This is a genomic window from Streptomyces sp. NPDC087420 (genome assembly GCF_044744165.1).
Taxonomy (GTDB): domain Bacteria; phylum Actinomycetota; class Actinomycetes; order Streptomycetales; family Streptomycetaceae; genus Streptomyces.
The window spans coordinates 380,261-397,469 of the sequence record NZ_JBIUXU010000004.1; the positions used below are offsets into that span (position 1 = coordinate 380,261).

Sequence of the window (17,209 nt, forward strand, 5' to 3'; positions counted from 1 at the left end):
AACCATTCTGTGGCACGTCACGCCTGGGCCACCAAGCGTCCGGAGCCGGAGCGAATGGGACGGCTCCGGCCGGCGGGTCGATACCGGCGAACCGGAACCGTCTTGTGCACGGGTTGCACGGCGAGTTCTTCTTCCAGGAGTTCGAAGGCCGTCACCCCGCCGCGGCATTCCTCCCATTCGTGCTCCTTGTTGCGGAGGAAGTGACCTGAGGCCATTTCGGACCTGCGGTCATGTAGCGATCACCGCTGTGACCTCTTCCGAACTGTCAGCGGTTGTCGATCGTTCGCCATCAAGTACCCTTCCGCGGCCCCTGGACGGTCCAAGAAAGACGGCGCACCTAGGCTGGGCCACTGCCCGGGGCGGGAGGCAGCGACTCGTTCGGCTTGGTGTTCAGGGCCTTCAGCTCGCCTGGGACTTCGAAAAGATTGCGCAGTAGCTGAGTTGTGAAGCGCAACGCTCGCTGGGCTGCCGCGTGGTCGACCCGCTCGTCACTTGCGTGTGCGCCAACGTTTCCAATAGCTCTGATGTGGTGCAGCACTGGGCCGAAAATCTGCGTCACGTGTCCATCGGAAATAAGCTTCTCGATGCTTCTCATGAGCACTTTTTCCTTGATGGAGAAATGGGCGGCCGCTGCCTCCAACGTCCTCCGGAGCTGCACTGCAGCCGCGTCTGGTACGCCAACTCCAAGCACTCGAATCGCATCCGAGTAGTAACGCTCGACGTCCTCAGGTAGGTGATCGATCGTGGCCGCACCATCTTGCGCCTTCGGCACCACTTCGAAGGCCAGAGTCTCTGTCACGCCGGGACTGCTGTGTTCAATGAGCGTGGCTCCTCCGCAGCTTGGGCACCCGAGCATCGCCCAGTGCCTAAAGTCGCCATCTCGGGTCTGGAACGCGACGTTTTGGGCCCTAACGTTCAGGCGGGTATTGGTGAGCCCGCACCAAGGGCAATCGCGAAATGAGTGCTTCTCGTGCCACGGCATGTCGCGAGCGTAGTCAACAGACCGTTTCGACACACCACTTACCCCGACTCCCATCCCAGAGTCTGAGCGCCTCCGCCGCAGGCATCGGTCCGAGCCGAGGGCTTGGATCTTGTCTCATTCTCTCCGAGCCCATCCAGTCGCGGGCGCGCGGCGGCAGCGACAAGCGGGCCGAGGGCAGGAGCGCGGGCGCAGCCGCCGCCGGGAAGCGCGCCGTCGGAGCGGAGCCCAGCCGGGTGCCGTGATACTCGGCTGTGGAAGTCACTTCTACGCATCCGTGCTGCTGGACGCCGGGGAGAACATCAAAGCGCTCAGCACTTACCTCGGCACACCGGCCATGGGTTCACTCTGCGGACTCAGACACACCTGCTGCCGAGCAGTGAGGGGCGGGCTCGCGTCGCCATGGACAAGGTCTAGCTGGGACGTCCCTCCCTGTCTGACGGCCCACAGACGGCCCGAGGTTGATCATGGCTGTGGGCGGGTCGCCTCTGTCGAACCGGCAACCCGCCCACGTAGTACTACATAAACCGCTGACCTGTGACTACAGGACCGGGAGGTTTTTACGGAGTTCGAAGGCCGTTACCTCGCTGCGGTATTCCTCCCACTCCTGCTTCTTGTTGCGGAGGAAGAAGTCGAAGACGTGTTCGCCGAGGGTTTCCGCGACCAGTTCGCTGCGTTCCATCAGGGAGATCGCTTCGCCGAGGTTCTGGGGGAGGGGTTCGATGCCCATCGCGCGGCGTTCGGCGTCGGAGAGGGCCCAGACGTCGTCGTCGGCGCCGGCCGGGAGTTCGTAGCCCTCTTCCACGCCCTTGAGGCCTGCCGCGAGGAGGACCGCGTAGGTCAGGTAGGGGTTGGCGCCGGAGTCGATCGAGCGGACCTCGACGCGGGCCGAGCCGGTCTTGCCGGGCTTGTACATCGGGACCCGGATCAGTGCGGAGCGGTTGTTGTGGCCCCAGCAGATGTACGAGGGGGCCTCGCCGCCCGAGCCCGCGGTGCGGGTGGAGCCGCCCCAGATGCGCTTGTAGGAGTTGACCCACTGGTTGGTGACGGCCGAGATCTCGGCGGCGTGCTTGAGCAGGCCGGCGATGAAGGAGCGGCCGACCTTGGAGAGTTGGTACTCCGAGCCCGACTCGTAGAACGCGTTGCGGTCGCCCTCGAAGAGGGAGAGGTGGGTGTGCATGCCCGAACCCGGGTACTCCGAGAACGGCTTGGGCATGAAGGTGGCGTTGATGCCCTGCTCCAGCGCGACCTGCTTCATCACCAGACGGAACGTCATGATGTTGTCGGCCGTGGAGAGCGCGTCCGCGTAACGGAGGTCGATCTCCTGCTGGCCGGGCGCCCCCTCGTGGTGGCTGAACTCCACCGAGATCCCCATGGATTCGAGCATGGTGATCGCCTGGCGGCGGAAGTCCATGCCCACGTTCTGGGGTGTGTGGTCGAAGTAGCCGGAGTTGTCGGCGGGGGTGGGCCGCGAGCCGTCCAGCGGCTTGTCCTTCAGCAGGAAGAACTCGATCTCGGGGTGGGTGTAGAAGGTGAAACCCAGATCCGAGGTCTTGGCGAGCATCCGCTTGAGGACGTACCGCGGGTCGGCGAAGGACGGCGAGCCGTCGGGCATCAGGATGTCGCAGAACATCCGCGCCGTGCCGGGGGCCTCCGCGCGCCAGGGCAGGATCTGGAACGTGCCCGGGTCGGGCTTGGCGATCATGTCCGACTCGTACACGCGGGCGAAGCCCTCGATCGCCGAGCCGTCGAAACCCATGCCCTCGTCGAAGGCCTGCTCCAACTCGGCGGGCGCCACGGCGACCGACTTCAGGAAGCCGAGCACGTCGGTGAACCAAAGGCGTACGAAGCGGATGTCGCGCTCCTCCAGTGTGCGGAGCACGAATTCCTGCTGCTTGTCCATATTAGCTGTCCTACCCATCCTTGCTGGTCAGGCCACCTGCTCCCATGCCGAGGGGCACGTTGGGGCACACGAGCATCCCACCACACGATTTCCGGCGCGTTGCGAACCCCGGTCCAACGCCTTCCGTCGCGCGGATGTACGGGTCTCTGCCCATAGTGCCTGCTCGGCGGGTACGCCGGTACCTCCGGCGGCCGGTCGGTCCTTCGGTTCGGCAGTCGGTCCGGTCGTCGATCCGGTCGTCGGTTCAGTCGTCGGTCTGCCTGGTGTGGGTGTCCGACCAGCCCAGGGGGTACGGCTCCGAGTCCCCGACCGGAGCCGCAGGTTCCCCGCCCGCCTCGGTGAACGCCGTCAGCGCCGTGACCAGATCGGCGCGCTGCTCGGGTGGCAGCCGTTCGACGATCGTCGTGATCTCGCGGCGGCGGGCGGCCGAGACCTCGTCGACCAAACGCCGGCCGTCCGGCGTGAGCCGCAGCAGGGTCTCGCGGCGGCTGGCCGGGTTGCTCCGCCGGGCGGCGAGGCCCGCCGCGATCAGCCGGTCCAGCATGCGCATGGCGGTCGAGGGGTTCACGCCGAGCCGCTCGGCCACCTCCACGAGCTTGGCGTCGCCGTGGGTGTCCAGGACCACCAGCAAGCGGTACTGCGGGAGGGTCACCCGGTCCGGGACCGCCGCCAGCGCGCGTACGGAGATGGCGACGAGCAGCCGCGAGGCGGCGAGCACGGCGTGCGTCACCGCGTCGACGTCACCGGGGGCGGGGTCGGGGGCTGAGTCGGTGGCGGGGGCGGGGGCGGTGGCTGGGGCTGGGGCTGGGGCTGGGGCTGGGGCGTTGGTGCCGCTCGGGCCGGCGCCCCGATCCGCCGTCGGATCCGCCGTCGGATCCGCGCTCGGTTCGGCTCGACGTCGTGGCTCCGCGGGGTCGGCCATGCCTCTTTGTACCGCGCCGCGCCCGGTTCGTACCGCATCGGGTGGGCCCGTCGGCCCGATCCCCGGCCGGAAGCGCCTCCTCACTGCTGCTTCCGGGGCAGTACGCACTACGATCTGCGCTCATGGGGGGAGCCCGCCGCACGCGCATCACGCGTCCCATGGCACTGCTGAGTGCCGTGGCGACGCTGTTCGCCGCGCTCTTCGTCTGTCTGGGCGCCGACAAGGGGCCCGCCGGTGATTCCGCCTGGGGCCCCGGCAGGGACAGCCACCACCGCGCCGCCGCCCCCTTCACCGCCGTGAACGAGCCCGTGGCGCGGTACAGCTGCCCGTACGACGGCAACGACTGCGGATACTTCCCGCACCTGAGCCCGGCCGTGCTCACCGTACCGCCGCCGGCCGCCCCGCCCGCCGCCGGAGTCCCGCACGCACAGGTCGAACCGGCGGCCCCCGACGGCCGGCTCCCCCGCCCCGGCGCGCGGGCCCGCGCGCCGGACCTCCACGTCCTTCAAGTACTGCGGACGTAGTCCAAGACGTAGCCCAGCCGGGAGCCCGGCGCCCCCGTGCGCGCGGGATTTCCCGAGATCACCGCCACCCGTCACGTACGTACGCAGTCACCCCCAGAAGGACAGACACCATGGCTTCCAAGTCCCAGTCCGCCGAGCGCAAGGCCCGAATAGAGCAGATGCGCCGCGCCGAGCAGGCCCGTGAGCGGCGCAGTCGCATCATCACGATCACGGTGAGCGCCGTGGTCGTGGCGGGTCTCGTCGCCTTCGGCGCCGTGATCCTGAACAAAGAGTCCGACCAGAAGGAACAGGAACAGGCCGCCGCCAAGGAGCCCGTGAAGGGCGAGAAGTCCTGGGACGCCAAGAAGCTCACGCGTAACCACGTCACCGAAGCGGTCAAGTACCCGATGAAGCCGCCGGTCGGCGGTGACCATAACCAGGTCTGGATGAACTGCGACCGGAACGTCTACAAGGACGCGATACCGGACATGAACGCGGTGCACTCGCTGGAGCACGGCGCGGTTTGGGTGACGTACAACGACAAGGCCTCGGACGACGACGTCAAGACGCTGACCGACAAGGTCGAGAAGACCTCGTACACGCTGCTGAGCCCGTACAAGGACCAGGCCGGCACGGTCATGCTGAGCGCGTGGGGCAAGCAGCTCTCGGTCGACAAGGCGTCGGACCCGCGGGTGAACCAGTTCCTGACGAAGTACGTGCAGGGCCCGCAGACCCCCGAGCCGGGCGCCGCCTGCACGGGTGGAATGGGCGAGCAGTGAGGCTCGGGGTCGTGGCCTCGGTGAACCGTACGCAGTGGGCGGCGATCGCGGCCGTCGTGCTGGCGCTGCTCTTCGCCGGCGCGGCGACGGTGGCCTCCGCCGGGCGGGACGACGGCGCGGGAGCCCCCCGTACCCCCTCGGCGGCCTCGCCGGACGCGGGCTTCGCCCGTGACATGGCGCTCCACCACCAGCAGGCGGTGGAGATGTCCTTCATCGTCCGGGACAGCACGGACGACGAGGACGTGCGCCGGCTGGCGTACGACATCGCCAACACCCAGGCGAACCAGCGCGGGATGCTGCTGGGCTGGATGGACATGTGGAAGCTGCCGAAGGTCGAGTCGGGCCTGGAGCCGATGGCGTGGATGCCGATGGACATGCGGATGGGGGCCGGGCACGCCATGTTCAAGCCGCACGACGGCGCGCTGATGGAGGGCATGGCGACCACGGCGGAGCTGGAGCGGTTGCGCGAGGCGCGCGGCAAGCAGGCCGAGGTGCTGTTCCTCCAGCTCATGACCGACCACCACAAGGGTGGCGTGATGATGGCGCAAGGGTGTGTCGATCTGTGCGCGGCCGGTACGGAGCGTGACCTCGCGCAGGGCATGGTCACGGCGCAGGAGTCGGAGATGCGGCTGATGGCGGACCTGCTGAAGGAGCGGGGGGCGAAGCCCCGGGCGTGAGGGGCGGCGGTGTCGCGGGGCGGGCGGGCGCGGGGGTCGTGGTCCGCCCGTCCGCCCAATCGCCCGGCCGCCCAGCCGCCCGCCCGGCTGCCCGTGCGCCCGGCTGCCCGTCCGCCCAGTCGCGTCATCCTTACGGCCCCCGGACAATGGGGTGTGGCTCGGGGAGTACGGCTAGGGCACGCAGGAGGTACGACCCCATGACCACCGCCAAGGACATCATGCACCCGGGGGCCCAGTGGATCCCCGCCCACGAGACCCTCGACCGCGCCGCGCAGCTGATGCGCGAGATGGAGGTCGGGTCGCTGCTCATCGCCGACGAGCAGGAGCGGCTCGCGGGCATTCTCACGGACCGCGACATCGTCGTCGGCTGTGTGGCGATGGGCCACGACCCGTCGAAGATCACCGCGGGCGATCTCGCCCAGGGCACTCCGCGCTGGATCGACTCGGACGCGGACGTGGGCGAGGTGCTCCAGGAGATGCAGAGCCACCAGATCCGTCGGCTCCCGGTCATCCAGGACAAGCGGCTGGTCGGGATGATCAGTGAGGCCGACCTGGCCCGACACCTCACCGAGTCGCAGATGGGCGCGTGGGTGGAGCAGGTGTACGCGCGCGGCTGAGGTCGCCGTACGCGCGCGGCTGAGGTTCGGTCGATGCTTTCGCCCGGCGTGAGCGAGCGAGGTGCCCGTTACGCGCGCGGCTGAGGTCCCCGTACGTACGCGCCTGAGGTGCCTGTACGCGGCTGGGATTTCCGTACGGTACGTGGCCGTCCCGCTCCCGCGCGGGGGCCGGGACGCCCTCGCGGGAGCGGAACGCCCGCCCTTGCCGAAGCGGAACGCCCGCCCCCGCCGGAGTGGGACCGGCCACACCCGCGCCCCACCGCACGACATCGCGTCAGAAAGACGATTACACTGGACCCGTGCCTCAACTACGCCTCGCTCTGAATCAGATCGACTCGACCGTCGGCGATCTCGCCGCGAATGCCGAGGCGATCGTGCACTGGACCCGGCACGCCGTCGAGCAGGGAGCGCACGTCATCGCGTTCCCCGAGATGGTGCTGACCGGCTACCCCGTCGAGGACCTCGCCCTGCGGTCGTCCTTCGTCGAGGCGTCCCGGGACGCGCTGCGCGCCCTCGCGGGCCGCCTCGACGCGGAGGGCTTCGGGGAGCGGCCGGTGATCGTCGGCTACCTCGACCGTTCCGAGAAGGCCCAGCCCCGGTTCGGCCAGCCCGCGGGCGCGCCGCAGAACGCCGGCGCGGTGCTGTTCCGCGGGGAGGTGGTGCTGGCCTTCGCCAAGCACCACCTGCCGAACTACGGGGTGTTCGACGAGTTCCGGTACTTCGTGCCGGGCAACACCCTGCCCGTCGTACGGGTCCACGGCATCGACATCGCGCTGGCGATCTGCGAGGACCTCTGGCAGGACGGCGGGCGGGTCCCGGCGACCTGCTCGGCCGGTGCCGGACTGCTGATCTCCATCAACGCCTCTCCGTACGAGAAGGAGAAGGACGACACCCGCCTGGACCTGGTGCGCAAGCGCGCCCAGGAGGCCGGCTGCACCACCGCGTACGTCGCGATGATCGGCGGCCAGGACGAGCTGGTCTTCGACGGGGACTCGATCGTCGTGGACAAGGACGGCGAAGTGGTCGCGCGTGCGCCGCAGTTCGCGGAGGGCTGTGTGGTGCTCGACCTCGATCTGCCGGCCGCGCCCTCGGTGCCGCCGTCGGGTGTGGTGGACGACGGGCTGGTGATCGACCACGTCGTCCTGTCCGAGGAACCGCTGCCGGCGTACGAGCGTGAGCTGTCCGGCGGGTACGCGGAGCGGCTGGAGGACGACGAGGAGATCTACTCGGCGCTGGTGGTGGGGTTGCGCGCGTACGCGGCCAAGAACGGCTTCCGGTCCGTCCTGATCGGGCTCTCCGGGGGCATCGACTCGGCGCTGGTCGCGGCGATCGCGTGCGACGCGGTGGGGGCGGAGAACGTGTACGGCATCTCCATGCCGTCCAAGTACTCCTCGGACCACTCGAAGGACGACGCGGCCGAACTGGCCCGCCGTACCGGCCTCAACCTGCGCACGGTGGTCATCGAGCCGATGTTCGACGCGTACATGGGCGCGCTGGGCCTGACGGGTCTGGCGGAGGAGAACCTCCAGTCGCGGCTGCGCGGTACGACGCTGATGGCGGTCTCCAACCAGGAGGGCCAGATCGTGCTCGCGCCGGGCAACAAGTCCGAGCTGGCGGTGGGGTATTCGACGCTGTACGGGGACTCGGTCGGCGCGTACGGGCCGATCAAGGACGTCTACAAGACGACCGTGTTCCGGCTGGCGCGGTGGCGCAACCGCGCGGCGGAGGAGCGGGGGCAGGTGCCCCCGATCCCGGAGAACTCGATCAGCAAGCCGCCGAGCGCGGAGCTGCGGCCGGGCCAGGTCGACACGGACTCGCTGCCGGACTACGACGTGCTGGACCGGATCCTGGAGCTGTACGTGGACCGGGACACGGGCAAGGACGCGATTGTCGCGGCGGGCTTCGAGGAGGAGCTGGTGACGCGGACGCTGCGGATGGTGGACGTGGCGGAGTACAAGCGGCGGCAGTATCCGCCGGGGACGAAGATCTCGGCGAAGGGTTTCGGCAAGGATCGGCGGCTGCCGATCACAAATCGGTGGCGGGAGTCCCCTTCGGGGTGAGGTGGGGGCGGCCGGGGTGGCGGCCGGGGGTGGGGCCCGGGTCCGCCCGGGTGGCGGCTTTGTCCTCAAGCGCCGGACGGGCTGGGTGTGGCCACGCGGCCTGGTGTGGCCGCGCGGCCTGCGGTGGGGCGTCCGGGTGGGACGTTGGCTCGGGCGGGAGCGGAAGCCCGGCGCCGTCCGGATGCCGGGCCGTCCTCAAACGCCGGACGGGCTGGTAGTGGCCGCCCCAGTTCCCTCACGTGCCGGACGGGCTTGGGCGCGTTTTCAGCCCGTCCGGCGATTGAGGACGGAGCGCGGGGCACTACCGCGCAGCCAGGACGACCTGGGCGCCCTTGGAGCCCGTCCGGCGATTGAGGACGGAAGCGTCCGGTGCGACCGGGGCGCCTGGACGGGGCCGGACGCGCCCTCAAGCCCGTCCGGCGATTGAGGACAGCGAGGACGGGGGGGGCGTCAGTGCGTCGTGGCCGGTTCGCGGGTCTGGGGGGTGCCTTCCGCCACCACCCGTGACGCGGACGTGCCGCCCCCGGGCCCGTCCAGACGGCCCGCCACCAGCGCGATCGTCAGGCCCACCACCGCCAGCACCGCCCCCACCAGCGTCGGGGACATCCAGCCCCAGCCCGCCGCGATCGCCGCGCCGCCGAGCCACGCGCCGCCCGCGTTCGCGAGGTTGAAGGCCGAGTGGTTGGAGGCGGAGGCGAGCGTCGGCGCGTCCTTCGCCTTCTGCATGACCAGCATCTGGAGCGGCGTGGTCGTCAGGAAGCCCACCGCCCCCAGCACCACCACCGTCACCAGCGCCGCCCACTGCACGTGCGCCGTGAAGCGGAACGCGACCAGTACCACCGCGAGCGTGGCGAGCGAGATGTACAGCGTGGGCCGCAGCGCCCGGTCCGTCAGCGGGCCCGCCGCCAGCGCGCCCAGCGTCATGCCGATGCCGAACAGCGCCAGGACCACCGTCACGGACGACTCCCCGAAGCCCATGACCTCGGTGGTCATCGAGGCGAGGTACGAGTACACCGCGAAGACCCCGGCGAAGCCGAACACCGCCGTGGCGAGCCCGAGCAGCACCTGACGGTTCCCCAGGGCGCGCAACTCGCGCCCGAGGCTCTGGTGCGCGTCGACGGGTACGTACGGGACCAGCCGTGCCAGCGCTCCCAGCGCCACCAGGCCGATCACGGTCACGACCAGGAACGTGGCGCGCCAGCCCAGGTGTTGGCCCAGCAGCGTCGCCGCCGGGACCCCGACGATGTTGGCGACGGTCAGGCCGAGGAACATCGTCGCCACCGCCCGCGCCTGCCTCCCCTCCTCCACCAGCCGCGAGGCGACCACCGCGCCGACGCCGAAGAACGCGCCGTGCGGCAGCCCGGCCAGCAGCCGGCCCGCCAGCAGCCAGCCGAAGCTCGGGGCGAGCGCGGAGGCGAGGTTGCCGATGACGAAGAACCCCATCAGGAGCAGCAGCATCCGCTTGCGCGGGATCCGGGACCCGACAGCGGTGAGGAGCGGGGCGCCGAGGACCACCCCGATCGCGTAGGCGGACACGAGGTAGCCGGCGGTGGGTACGGAGGTACCGAGGTCGTCCGCGACATTGGGCAGCAGGCCCATCATCACGAACTCGGTCGTGCCGATACCGAAGGCACTTACAGCGAGGGCCAGCAGCGCCAAGGGCATGGGTGGGGAGCCTTTCCGGGAGAGAAGGAAGTGTCTGAGGACGCGTCCAGTAAGTACCTCGACTGAACAAAGTCTCTCAGACGTTTTCTTCCCGCGGATGAACCAGCCGATGAACCAGCGGATGAACGCCGGGTTCCGACCGGTCGCCGTCTCAGCCCGCCCTCAGCTCCACCCGCGCCGCCACCGGCAGATGGTCGCTGTCCGTCCTCGGCAGGGTCCAGGAGGCCGTCGGCTCGATGCCCTTCACCATGATCTGGTCGATGCGCGCCATCGGGAACGAGGCCGGCCAGCTGAACCCGTACCCGTCCCCCGCCGCCCCCTGCGTGGAGCGCATCTGGGACGTGACGGCGTTCAGGGAGCGGTCGTTCATCGTGCCGTTCAGGTCGCCGAGCAGGATGACCCGGCCGACCGGCTCGCGGCTGATGGCCACTCCGAGCGCGTCCGCGCTGTTGTCGCGCTGGTTGGCGGTGAAGCCGGCGTGCAGTTTGACCCGTACGGACGGCAGGTGCGCCACGATCACGCCGACCTGCCCCTCGGGCGTGGTGATCGTGGACCGCATCGCGCGGACCCAGCCCAGCCGGATGTCGACGGGGCGGGTGCCGGACATCGGGTACTTGCTCCACAGCCCGACCGTGCCCTGCACGGAGTGGTACTTGTACGTCCCCGCCAGCGCCTTCTCGTACGTCGGTACGTCCCTCTCGGTCAGCTCCTCCAGCGCGAGGACGTCCGCCCCGGCCTCCGCGACCTCGCGCGCGGTGCCCGCCGGATCGGGGTTCTCCGCGTTGACGTTGTGCGTGGCGACGGTGAAGTCGCCGCCCCCGCCCGACTTGTCGGCGAGGAGGCCGCCGAAGAGGTTGACCCAGACGACGGCGGGCAGGAGGAGCGCGATCAGCGCGGTCGCGGACCTGCGCAGGAGAGCGAGGACGAGGATCACCGGAATGACCAGGCCCAGCCAGGGCAGGAAGGTTTCGGTGAGGCTGCCCAGGTTGCCGATCCGGTTGGGGATCTGGGCGTGCAGGATCATCAACAGCGCGGCCAGGACGGCGAGAACGGCGAGGACGATGCCGCGCCGCCAGACGTTCCGGCCGCCACGCCATCGGGACAGCACGTTCCGGACCCGGGCTCCCGCACCCGCCCGCTGGTGTTCCGCGTCCGCGCCGGTCTCCAACGACTCCGCCGTGTACTCCTGCGTCATGTCCGCTGCCCTCACTGCCTTGCCGTGCACGCCCGCCCCCGACCCTAGGGGATACGCGGCCGCTTTCTCTGCCGTCCGGGACGGCCGTACTGCCACGAGGACGAAACCGGCGCGCGGAGGGGTTCCGATCACGGGCAGATCACGACCGGTTGTGACAGAACCCGCACGATTGTGGTGTTGCGAACGTCACGTGGGCGGGCGACGGTCGCGGCGCCGCGCACCGTACCGACGTCACGCCTTCTGCGGGCCGATGCCCCCCATCGCCGCTCCGATGATCTGCTCGGCCAGATCCTCCGGCAGCGGCGCGTCCGGGCGGTGCAGGGTCCGTACGAGCATGGCGCCGACCAGCAGGTCGTTCATCAGGTCCACCGGAACGTCGTCGCGCAACTCCCCCTCGGCGACGGCGCGGCGGAGCACCTCGAGGGTCGCCTCGTGGCGGGGTTCGATGACGATCCTCCGGTACTCGGCCCACAGGGTGGGCCGGCTCTTCATCTCCGCGAAGACGTTGTGGAGGAGCGCCGAGGAACGCTGGGCGAGACCGCGGGTGCGCAGGGACTCCAGCAGGACGGCGAGATCGGCGAGGGCGGACGTGCCGGGGAGGGTGGGCTCGGGGGGCTCGATGTCCCGCACGACGTCCACGAAGAGCGCCTCCTTGCCCTGCCAGCGCCGGTAGATGGTGGCCTTGCCGACGCCCGCCGTACGCGCGATGCGTTCGATGGAGAGCGTGCCGAGCGGCACGCCTTCCTCCAGGAGGGCCACGACGGCGTCCAGGATGGCCCGTTCGGCCGCCTCGCTCCGAGGGCGTCCGCGCCGGTGCTCGCCGCCCTGTTCGTACTCCTGGTCCCGCACGTACGCCACCTCTCGCCGCCCAGCCCGTCCCGGCCCGGCCCAACCCGTCCGGCCCCCGATTCTCGCCCACCGGCGCGGACGTGGACGCCGATCGCCGTACCGCGCGCCGCGGTCGGTCGGTCGCGGATCGCCGCCGGTCCGTCGTGAGCCGCCGGTCCGTCGTGAGCCGGCGGTCAGTCATCAGCCGCCGGTCAGTTGCGGTTCGCCGGCTCCCGGGCAGGGGGACGGTCCCCCTGCGGGAGCTTCTCCGCGGGGGCGCGGCCCGGGAGGAAGAGCGCGACCACCGCCACGCCGATCAGCGCCACCACCGCCGAACCGAGCGCGGTCAGGTGCATCGCGTGGAGGAACGCGTCGTGCGCCGACTCGACCAGCGGGCCGCCCGCCGGGCCCAGCTTGCCCGCGACCGTGAGCGTCGCCTCGATCGACTCCCCCGCCGCGTCCCGCGCACCCGCCGGGAGCGCGCCGAGGTGGCTCTCGATGTCGCTGCGGTACGTGGCGGACAGCACCGAGCCCAGGACCGCGACGCCCAGCGCGCCGCCCACCTGGCGGAAGGTGTTGTTGATCGCCGAGCCCGAGCCGGCCTTCTCGCGGGGCAGCGCCTGCATGATCGCCACGGTCACCGGCGGCATGATGTGGGCCATGCCCGTACCGAGCACGAAGTAGTCGACACACAGCACCCACACCGGCGTGCCCGCCGTGAACAGGGCGAACGCCGCCAGGCCCCCGGCCACCAGCACCATGCCCACCGTGCAGACGACCCGGGCGCCGAACCGGTCGACGACCAGCCGCGCGCGGGGCGCGAAGATCATCTGGGCGGCGGCGAGCGGCACGATCAGCAGGCCGGACTGGAGCGCGCTGTAGCCGCGCACGCTCTGGAGGTAGAACGCCGAGAAGAACGTGACGCCCATCAGCGCGAAGAACACCAGCGCGATCGCGGCGACGGCGGCGGCGAAGGCCGGCTTCTTGAAGTACGTGACGTCGATCGCCGGGTGGCTGCTGCGCTTCTCGTGCCACACGAAGCCGGCCAGGACGGCCACCCCGCCCAGCAGCGGCGCCAGCACCGAGACCTCGGTGAAGTCGGCCAGCTCGCCGCCGCGGATGATGCCGTACACCAGCAGGACCAGTCCGATGATGGAGAGCACCACGCCCAGCGGGTCGAGCTTCCCCGGCCGGGGATCCCTGGAGTCCGGGACCAGCAGCACCATCGCGATCAGCGCCACGACGGCCACGGGCACGTTGACCAGGAAGATCGAGCCCCACCAGAAGTGCTCCAGCAGCAGGCCGCCGGTGATCGGGCCGATGGCTATGCCGAGCCCGACGCTGCCCGCCCAGATGCCGATGGCCTTGGGCTGCTCGTCACGCTCGAAGACGTTCATCAGGACGGCGAGGGTGGCGGGCATCACAAACGCCGCGCCGAAGCCCATCAGGGCCCGGTAGCCGATCAGTTCGGCCGGTGACCCGGACATCGCGGCGAGCGCCGAGCCGACGCCGAAGACGGCGATGCCGAAGAGCAGCACCTTCTTGCGGCCGATGCGGTCGCCGAGGAGGCCCGCGGTGAAGAGCAGTCCGGCGAAGACCAGCGTGTAGCTGTTGATCGCCCATTCAAGCTCGCTCTGGGTGGCGCCGATGCCCTCGGGCGCGGGGGCGGCGATGGTCTTGACCGCGACGTTCAGGATCGAGTTGTCCAGCACGACGATGAGCAGGCTGAACATGAGGACGCCCAGGATCGCCCAGCGGCGGCGGTGGACGGCTTCGGGGACACGGGATGCGGCGGCGGGTGGCGCGCCGGATGGTGTGGACATGACCAGCAGCGTAACGTCATTTCGATACGAGACCGTCTCGTATTGGAAAGTCTTTACCCACGGTCCTCCGGCCCGGATTCGTGCCGGTTGCACCTGCCCCACTTCCCGTGGACCGCTCCGGGATGCCACCATGGGTGTGGTCCGGGGACACCGTCAGGGTGCCTCGAGATGACGAAAGGGCCATTGGCCATGACTGCTCAGGCTGCGCACAACCAGCAGGAACAGCAGAATCACCAGAAGAATCAGACCTCTCCCGCGGGACGCCCCGGAGACGGCACCAAAGCGCTCTACGGCGGTACGAGCTCCCGCCGCGTCACCGTGCACGACCTCTCCGCCGCCAAGGAGCGCGGCGAGAAGTGGCCGATGCTCACCGCCTACGACGCGATGACGGCCTCCGTCTTCGACGAGGCGGGCATCCCCGTCATGCTGGTCGGCGACTCCATGGGCAACGTCCACCTCGGGTACGAGACGACCGTGCCGGTCACGCTCGACGAGATGACGATGTTGTCCGCCGCCGTCGTACGGGGCACGAAGCGCGCCCTGATCGTCGCGGACCTGCCCTTCGGCTCGTACCAGGAAGGACCCGTCCAGGCCCTGCGCAGCGCCACGCGCCTGCTGAAGGACGCGGGGGTCGGCGCGGTCAAGCTGGAGGGCGGCGAGCGCTCGCACAGCCAGATCGAGCTGCTGGTGCAGGCCGGCATTCCGGTCATGGGCCACATCGGGCTCACCCCGCAGTCCGTCAACACCCTGGGCTACCGGGTGCAGGGCCGCGGCGAGGAGGCCGCGCAGCAGATGCTGCGCGACGCCAAGGCCGTACAGGACGCGGGCGCCTTCGCCGTGGTGCTGGAGCTGGTGCCCGCGGAGCTGGCCGCCGAGGTCACCCGCATCCTGCACATCCCGACGATCGGGATAGGCGCGGGGATCGAGACGGACGCGCAGGTCCTCGTCTACACCGACATGGTGGGACTGACCGGCGGCAAGGTGCCGCGCTTCACCAAGCAGTACGTGAACCTCCGCCAGACCCTCGGGGACGCGGCGAAGGCGTTCGCCGACGAGGTCGTCGGGGGGACGTTCCCGCAGGAGGAGCACACCTTCCACTAGCCACTGCCGCACGAGCGACGGCCCGCCGATCTTCCCCCGTCGGCGGGCTGTTGCATGCCCGGACGCGCCCGCCTCCGCCGTACACCGAAGAGGCTTGTCGGTGAAATGTCGGCCGCGCGCCGGGCGCCTGTCGGACATCTGTCGGCGCGTTGTCGGTGGCACCTGGTCCCATAGGGGCATGACGCGAATCGACAAGAACCCCAACGGCGGCCGCACCGGCAACGCCGTCGAGGTGCGGGGGCTGGTCAAGCACTACGGCGACACCAAGGCTCTGGACGGCATCGACCTCGATGTCCGCGAGGGCACCGTCCTCGGTGTGCTCGGGCCCAACGGCGCCGGCAAGACGACGCTCGTCCGCATCCTCTCCACCCTCGTCCAGCCGGACGCGGGCACCGCCATGGTCGCGGGGTACGACGTACTCCGTCAGCCGCGCCAGCTGCGCCGCACCATCGGGCTCACCGGTCAGTACGCCTCGGTCGACGAGAAGCTCTCCGGCTGGGAGAACCTGTACATGATCGGCCGGCTCCTCGACCTGTCCCGCGCGGACGCCCGCCGCCGCTCCGACGAGCTGCTGGAGCGCTTCTCGCTCACCGAGGCCGCGAAAAAGCCGGCGATGCAGTACAGCGGCGGCATGCGCCGCCGGCTCGACCTGGCCGCCTCGATGATCGGCCGCCCGGCCGTGCTGTATCTGGACGAGCCGACGACGGGGCTCGACCCCAGGACCCGTAACGAGGTCTGGGAGGAGGTGCGGCGGATGGTCGCCGAGGGGGCCACGGTCCTGCTCACCACCCAGTACATGGAAGAGGCCGAGCAGCTGGCGAACGAGCTGACCGTCATCGACCGGGGCCGCATCATCGCCAGCGGCGGTGTCGACGAGCTGAAGGCGCGGGTCGGGGGCCGTACGCTCCAGATCCGCCCGGCCGATCCGGCCCAACTCGCCCCCATGGCACAGGCGCTCACCGACAGCGGACTGGTCGGCCTGGCCGGCGCCCAGACCGACCCGGCCGAGGGCCTGGTGCACGTGGCCATCCTCAGCGACGAGCAACTGACCGCGGTCATAGGCCTGCTGGGCGAGCGCGGTTTCGGCATCGCCAACATCGGGACCCATCTGCCCAGCCTGGACGAGGTGTTCCTGGCCATCACCGGCCAAAAGACCTCCCCCTCCGACAACATCACCACTGACACCGACACCGACACCACACCCGAGGAGGTCGCCGCATGAGCACCACCACGCTGCCCACATCCACCCCCGAGACGCCGGCCGCCGGGCCGGGCGACCGGTTGCCGCGCGCCGCCTCGGCCGGTGCCGTGGACGACGGACGGATCGGACTGCGCGCGAATCTGCGGCACATCGGCGCGCTCGTGCGCCGTAACGCGCTCCAGATCAAGCAGGACCCGGAGTCGATGTTCGACGTCCTGCTGATGCCGATCATCTTCACGCTGCTGTTCGTGTACGTCTTCGGCGGCTCCGTGGGCGCGAGCCTCGGCGGAAGTCGTGGCGAGTACGTCAACTACGTGATCCCCGGCCTGATGGCGATGATGGGCATGAACATCGCCATGGCCGTCGGCACCGGTGTGAACGACGACTTCCGCAAGGGGGTCATGGACCGGTTCCGTACGATGCCGATAGCGCGCTCGTCGGTCCTCATCGCGAAGATCGTCGTGGAGATGGGCCGGATGCTGGTCGCCACGGCCATCCTGCTCGGCATGGGCTTCCTGCTCGGTCTTGAGATCAAGTCCTCGGTGCTCGACCTCTTCGCGGCGATCGGGCTGTCGACGGTGTTCGGTGCCTCGCTGATGTGGATCTTCATCCTGCTGGGGCTGACGATGAAGACGGCGCAGGCGGTCCAGGGGACGGCGATGCTCGTCCTGATGCCGTTGCAGTTCGGCTCCTCGATCTTCGCCCCGCCGTCCACGATGCCCGGCTGGCTCCAGGCCTTCACGGACTACAACCCGCTGTCCAACCTGGCCGACGCGGCCCGGAGCCTGATCAACGACCAGCCGGTCGGACACTCGGTGTGGATGACGCTGGCGTGGTCGGCGGGGATCACGCTGGTCTCGATGCCGCTGGCGGTGGCCAAGTTCCGCAAGAAGTCCTGAGGGAGGCGCGGCCAGGTCGTACGGGGTGAGGCGGACCCGTCGTACGGACCGGGCCGG

15 protein-coding genes are annotated in these 17,209 nt (G+C 70.0%); 8 read left to right on the forward strand and 7 right to left on the reverse strand.

The genetic code is table 11. The features are described 5' to 3' along the window. Nucleotides 1-337 precede the first annotated feature (337 nt). From ACIO1C_RS10280 to ACIO1C_RS10290, 3 genes are all read right to left on the reverse strand, one after another. Complete coding sequence (locus ACIO1C_RS10280; protein ID WP_401860660.1) at nucleotides 338-982, reverse strand: DUF4145 domain-containing protein; 645 nt, start codon at nucleotides 980-982, stop codon at nucleotides 338-340. A 538-nt stretch (nucleotides 983-1,520) separates the two neighbouring features. Further along, the gene (locus tag ACIO1C_RS10285; protein ID WP_161310949.1) at nucleotides 1,521-2,882 is read right to left on the reverse strand and encodes a glutamine synthetase family protein; all 1,362 of its coding nucleotides are present in this window, start codon (nucleotides 2,880-2,882) and stop codon (nucleotides 1,521-1,523) included. Nucleotides 2,883-3,126: 244 nt separating this feature from the next. Beyond that, nucleotides 3,127-3,612 carry a MarR family winged helix-turn-helix transcriptional regulator gene (locus ACIO1C_RS10290; RefSeq protein WP_401860662.1) on the reverse strand — a complete coding sequence of 162 codons (486 nt, stop codon included), beginning with the start codon at nucleotides 3,610-3,612 and terminating at the stop codon, nucleotides 3,127-3,129. Between the two features lie 350 nt (nucleotides 3,613-3,962). On the opposite strand from ACIO1C_RS10290, the gene ACIO1C_RS10295 reads away from it, so the two are divergent. The 5 genes from ACIO1C_RS10295 to ACIO1C_RS10315 all read left to right on the forward strand — a co-directional run bounded on the left by ACIO1C_RS10295 (nucleotide 3,963) and on the right by ACIO1C_RS10315 (nucleotide 8,440). After that, complete coding sequence (locus tag ACIO1C_RS10295) at nucleotides 3,963-4,328, forward strand: hypothetical protein (protein ID WP_401860665.1); 366 nt, start codon at nucleotides 3,963-3,965, stop codon at nucleotides 4,326-4,328. A gap of 110 nt (nucleotides 4,329-4,438) precedes the next feature. Next, nucleotides 4,439-5,086 (forward strand): DUF3105 domain-containing protein, encoded by a 648-nt coding sequence (locus tag ACIO1C_RS10300; RefSeq protein ID WP_401860667.1) that lies wholly within the window; start codon nucleotides 4,439-4,441, stop codon nucleotides 5,084-5,086. A gap of 20 nt (nucleotides 5,087-5,106) precedes the next feature. Then, on the forward strand, nucleotides 5,107-5,763 hold the full coding sequence (locus ACIO1C_RS10305) for a DUF305 domain-containing protein (RefSeq protein ID WP_401861031.1): 657 nt from the start codon (nucleotides 5,107-5,109) through the stop codon (nucleotides 5,761-5,763). Between the two features lie 197 nt (nucleotides 5,764-5,960). Beyond that, on the forward strand, nucleotides 5,961-6,380 hold the full coding sequence (locus ACIO1C_RS10310; RefSeq protein WP_401860669.1) for a CBS domain-containing protein: 420 nt from the start codon (nucleotides 5,961-5,963) through the stop codon (nucleotides 6,378-6,380). Between the two features lie 299 nt (nucleotides 6,381-6,679). Next, nucleotides 6,680-8,440, forward strand: a complete 1,761-nt coding sequence (locus ACIO1C_RS10315; RefSeq protein WP_401860672.1) for an NAD+ synthase — start codon at nucleotides 6,680-6,682, stop codon at nucleotides 8,438-8,440. Between the two features lie 450 nt (nucleotides 8,441-8,890). Here the strand turns inward: ACIO1C_RS10315 and ACIO1C_RS10320 are convergent, their stop codons facing one another. From ACIO1C_RS10320 to ACIO1C_RS10335, 4 genes are all read right to left on the reverse strand, one after another. Next, nucleotides 8,891-10,105, reverse strand: a complete 1,215-nt coding sequence (locus ACIO1C_RS10320) for an MFS transporter (RefSeq protein ID WP_401860674.1) — start codon at nucleotides 10,103-10,105, stop codon at nucleotides 8,891-8,893. A gap of 151 nt (nucleotides 10,106-10,256) precedes the next feature. Next, entirely contained in the window at nucleotides 10,257-11,300 is a 1,044-nt protein-coding gene (locus ACIO1C_RS10325) for an endonuclease/exonuclease/phosphatase family protein (protein ID WP_401860676.1), read from the reverse strand. A gap of 231 nt (nucleotides 11,301-11,531) precedes the next feature. Next, nucleotides 11,532-12,149: a TetR/AcrR family transcriptional regulator gene (locus ACIO1C_RS10330; RefSeq protein WP_401860678.1), complete on the reverse strand. Its 618-nt coding sequence runs from the start codon at nucleotides 12,147-12,149 to the stop codon at nucleotides 11,532-11,534. Nucleotides 12,150-12,340: 191 nt separating this feature from the next. After that, complete coding sequence (locus ACIO1C_RS10335) at nucleotides 12,341-13,951, reverse strand: MFS transporter (RefSeq protein ID WP_401860679.1); 1,611 nt, start codon at nucleotides 13,949-13,951, stop codon at nucleotides 12,341-12,343. A gap of 189 nt (nucleotides 13,952-14,140) precedes the next feature. Between ACIO1C_RS10335 and panB the strand changes: the two genes are divergently transcribed. From panB to ACIO1C_RS10350, 3 genes are all read left to right on the forward strand, one after another. Continuing rightward, nucleotides 14,141-15,052, forward strand: a complete 912-nt coding sequence (gene panB, locus ACIO1C_RS10340; protein ID WP_401860682.1) for a 3-methyl-2-oxobutanoate hydroxymethyltransferase — start codon at nucleotides 14,141-14,143, stop codon at nucleotides 15,050-15,052. A gap of 178 nt (nucleotides 15,053-15,230) precedes the next feature. Next, nucleotides 15,231-16,274: an ATP-binding cassette domain-containing protein gene (locus ACIO1C_RS10345; RefSeq protein WP_401860685.1), complete on the forward strand. Its 1,044-nt coding sequence runs from the start codon at nucleotides 15,231-15,233 to the stop codon at nucleotides 16,272-16,274. After that, entirely contained in the window at nucleotides 16,271-17,152 is an 882-nt protein-coding gene (locus ACIO1C_RS10350; protein ID WP_401860687.1) for an ABC transporter permease, read from the forward strand. Before ACIO1C_RS10345 ends, ACIO1C_RS10350 begins: the two co-directional genes overlap by 4 nt. The last annotated feature ends 57 nt before the right edge of the window (nucleotides 17,153-17,209 follow it).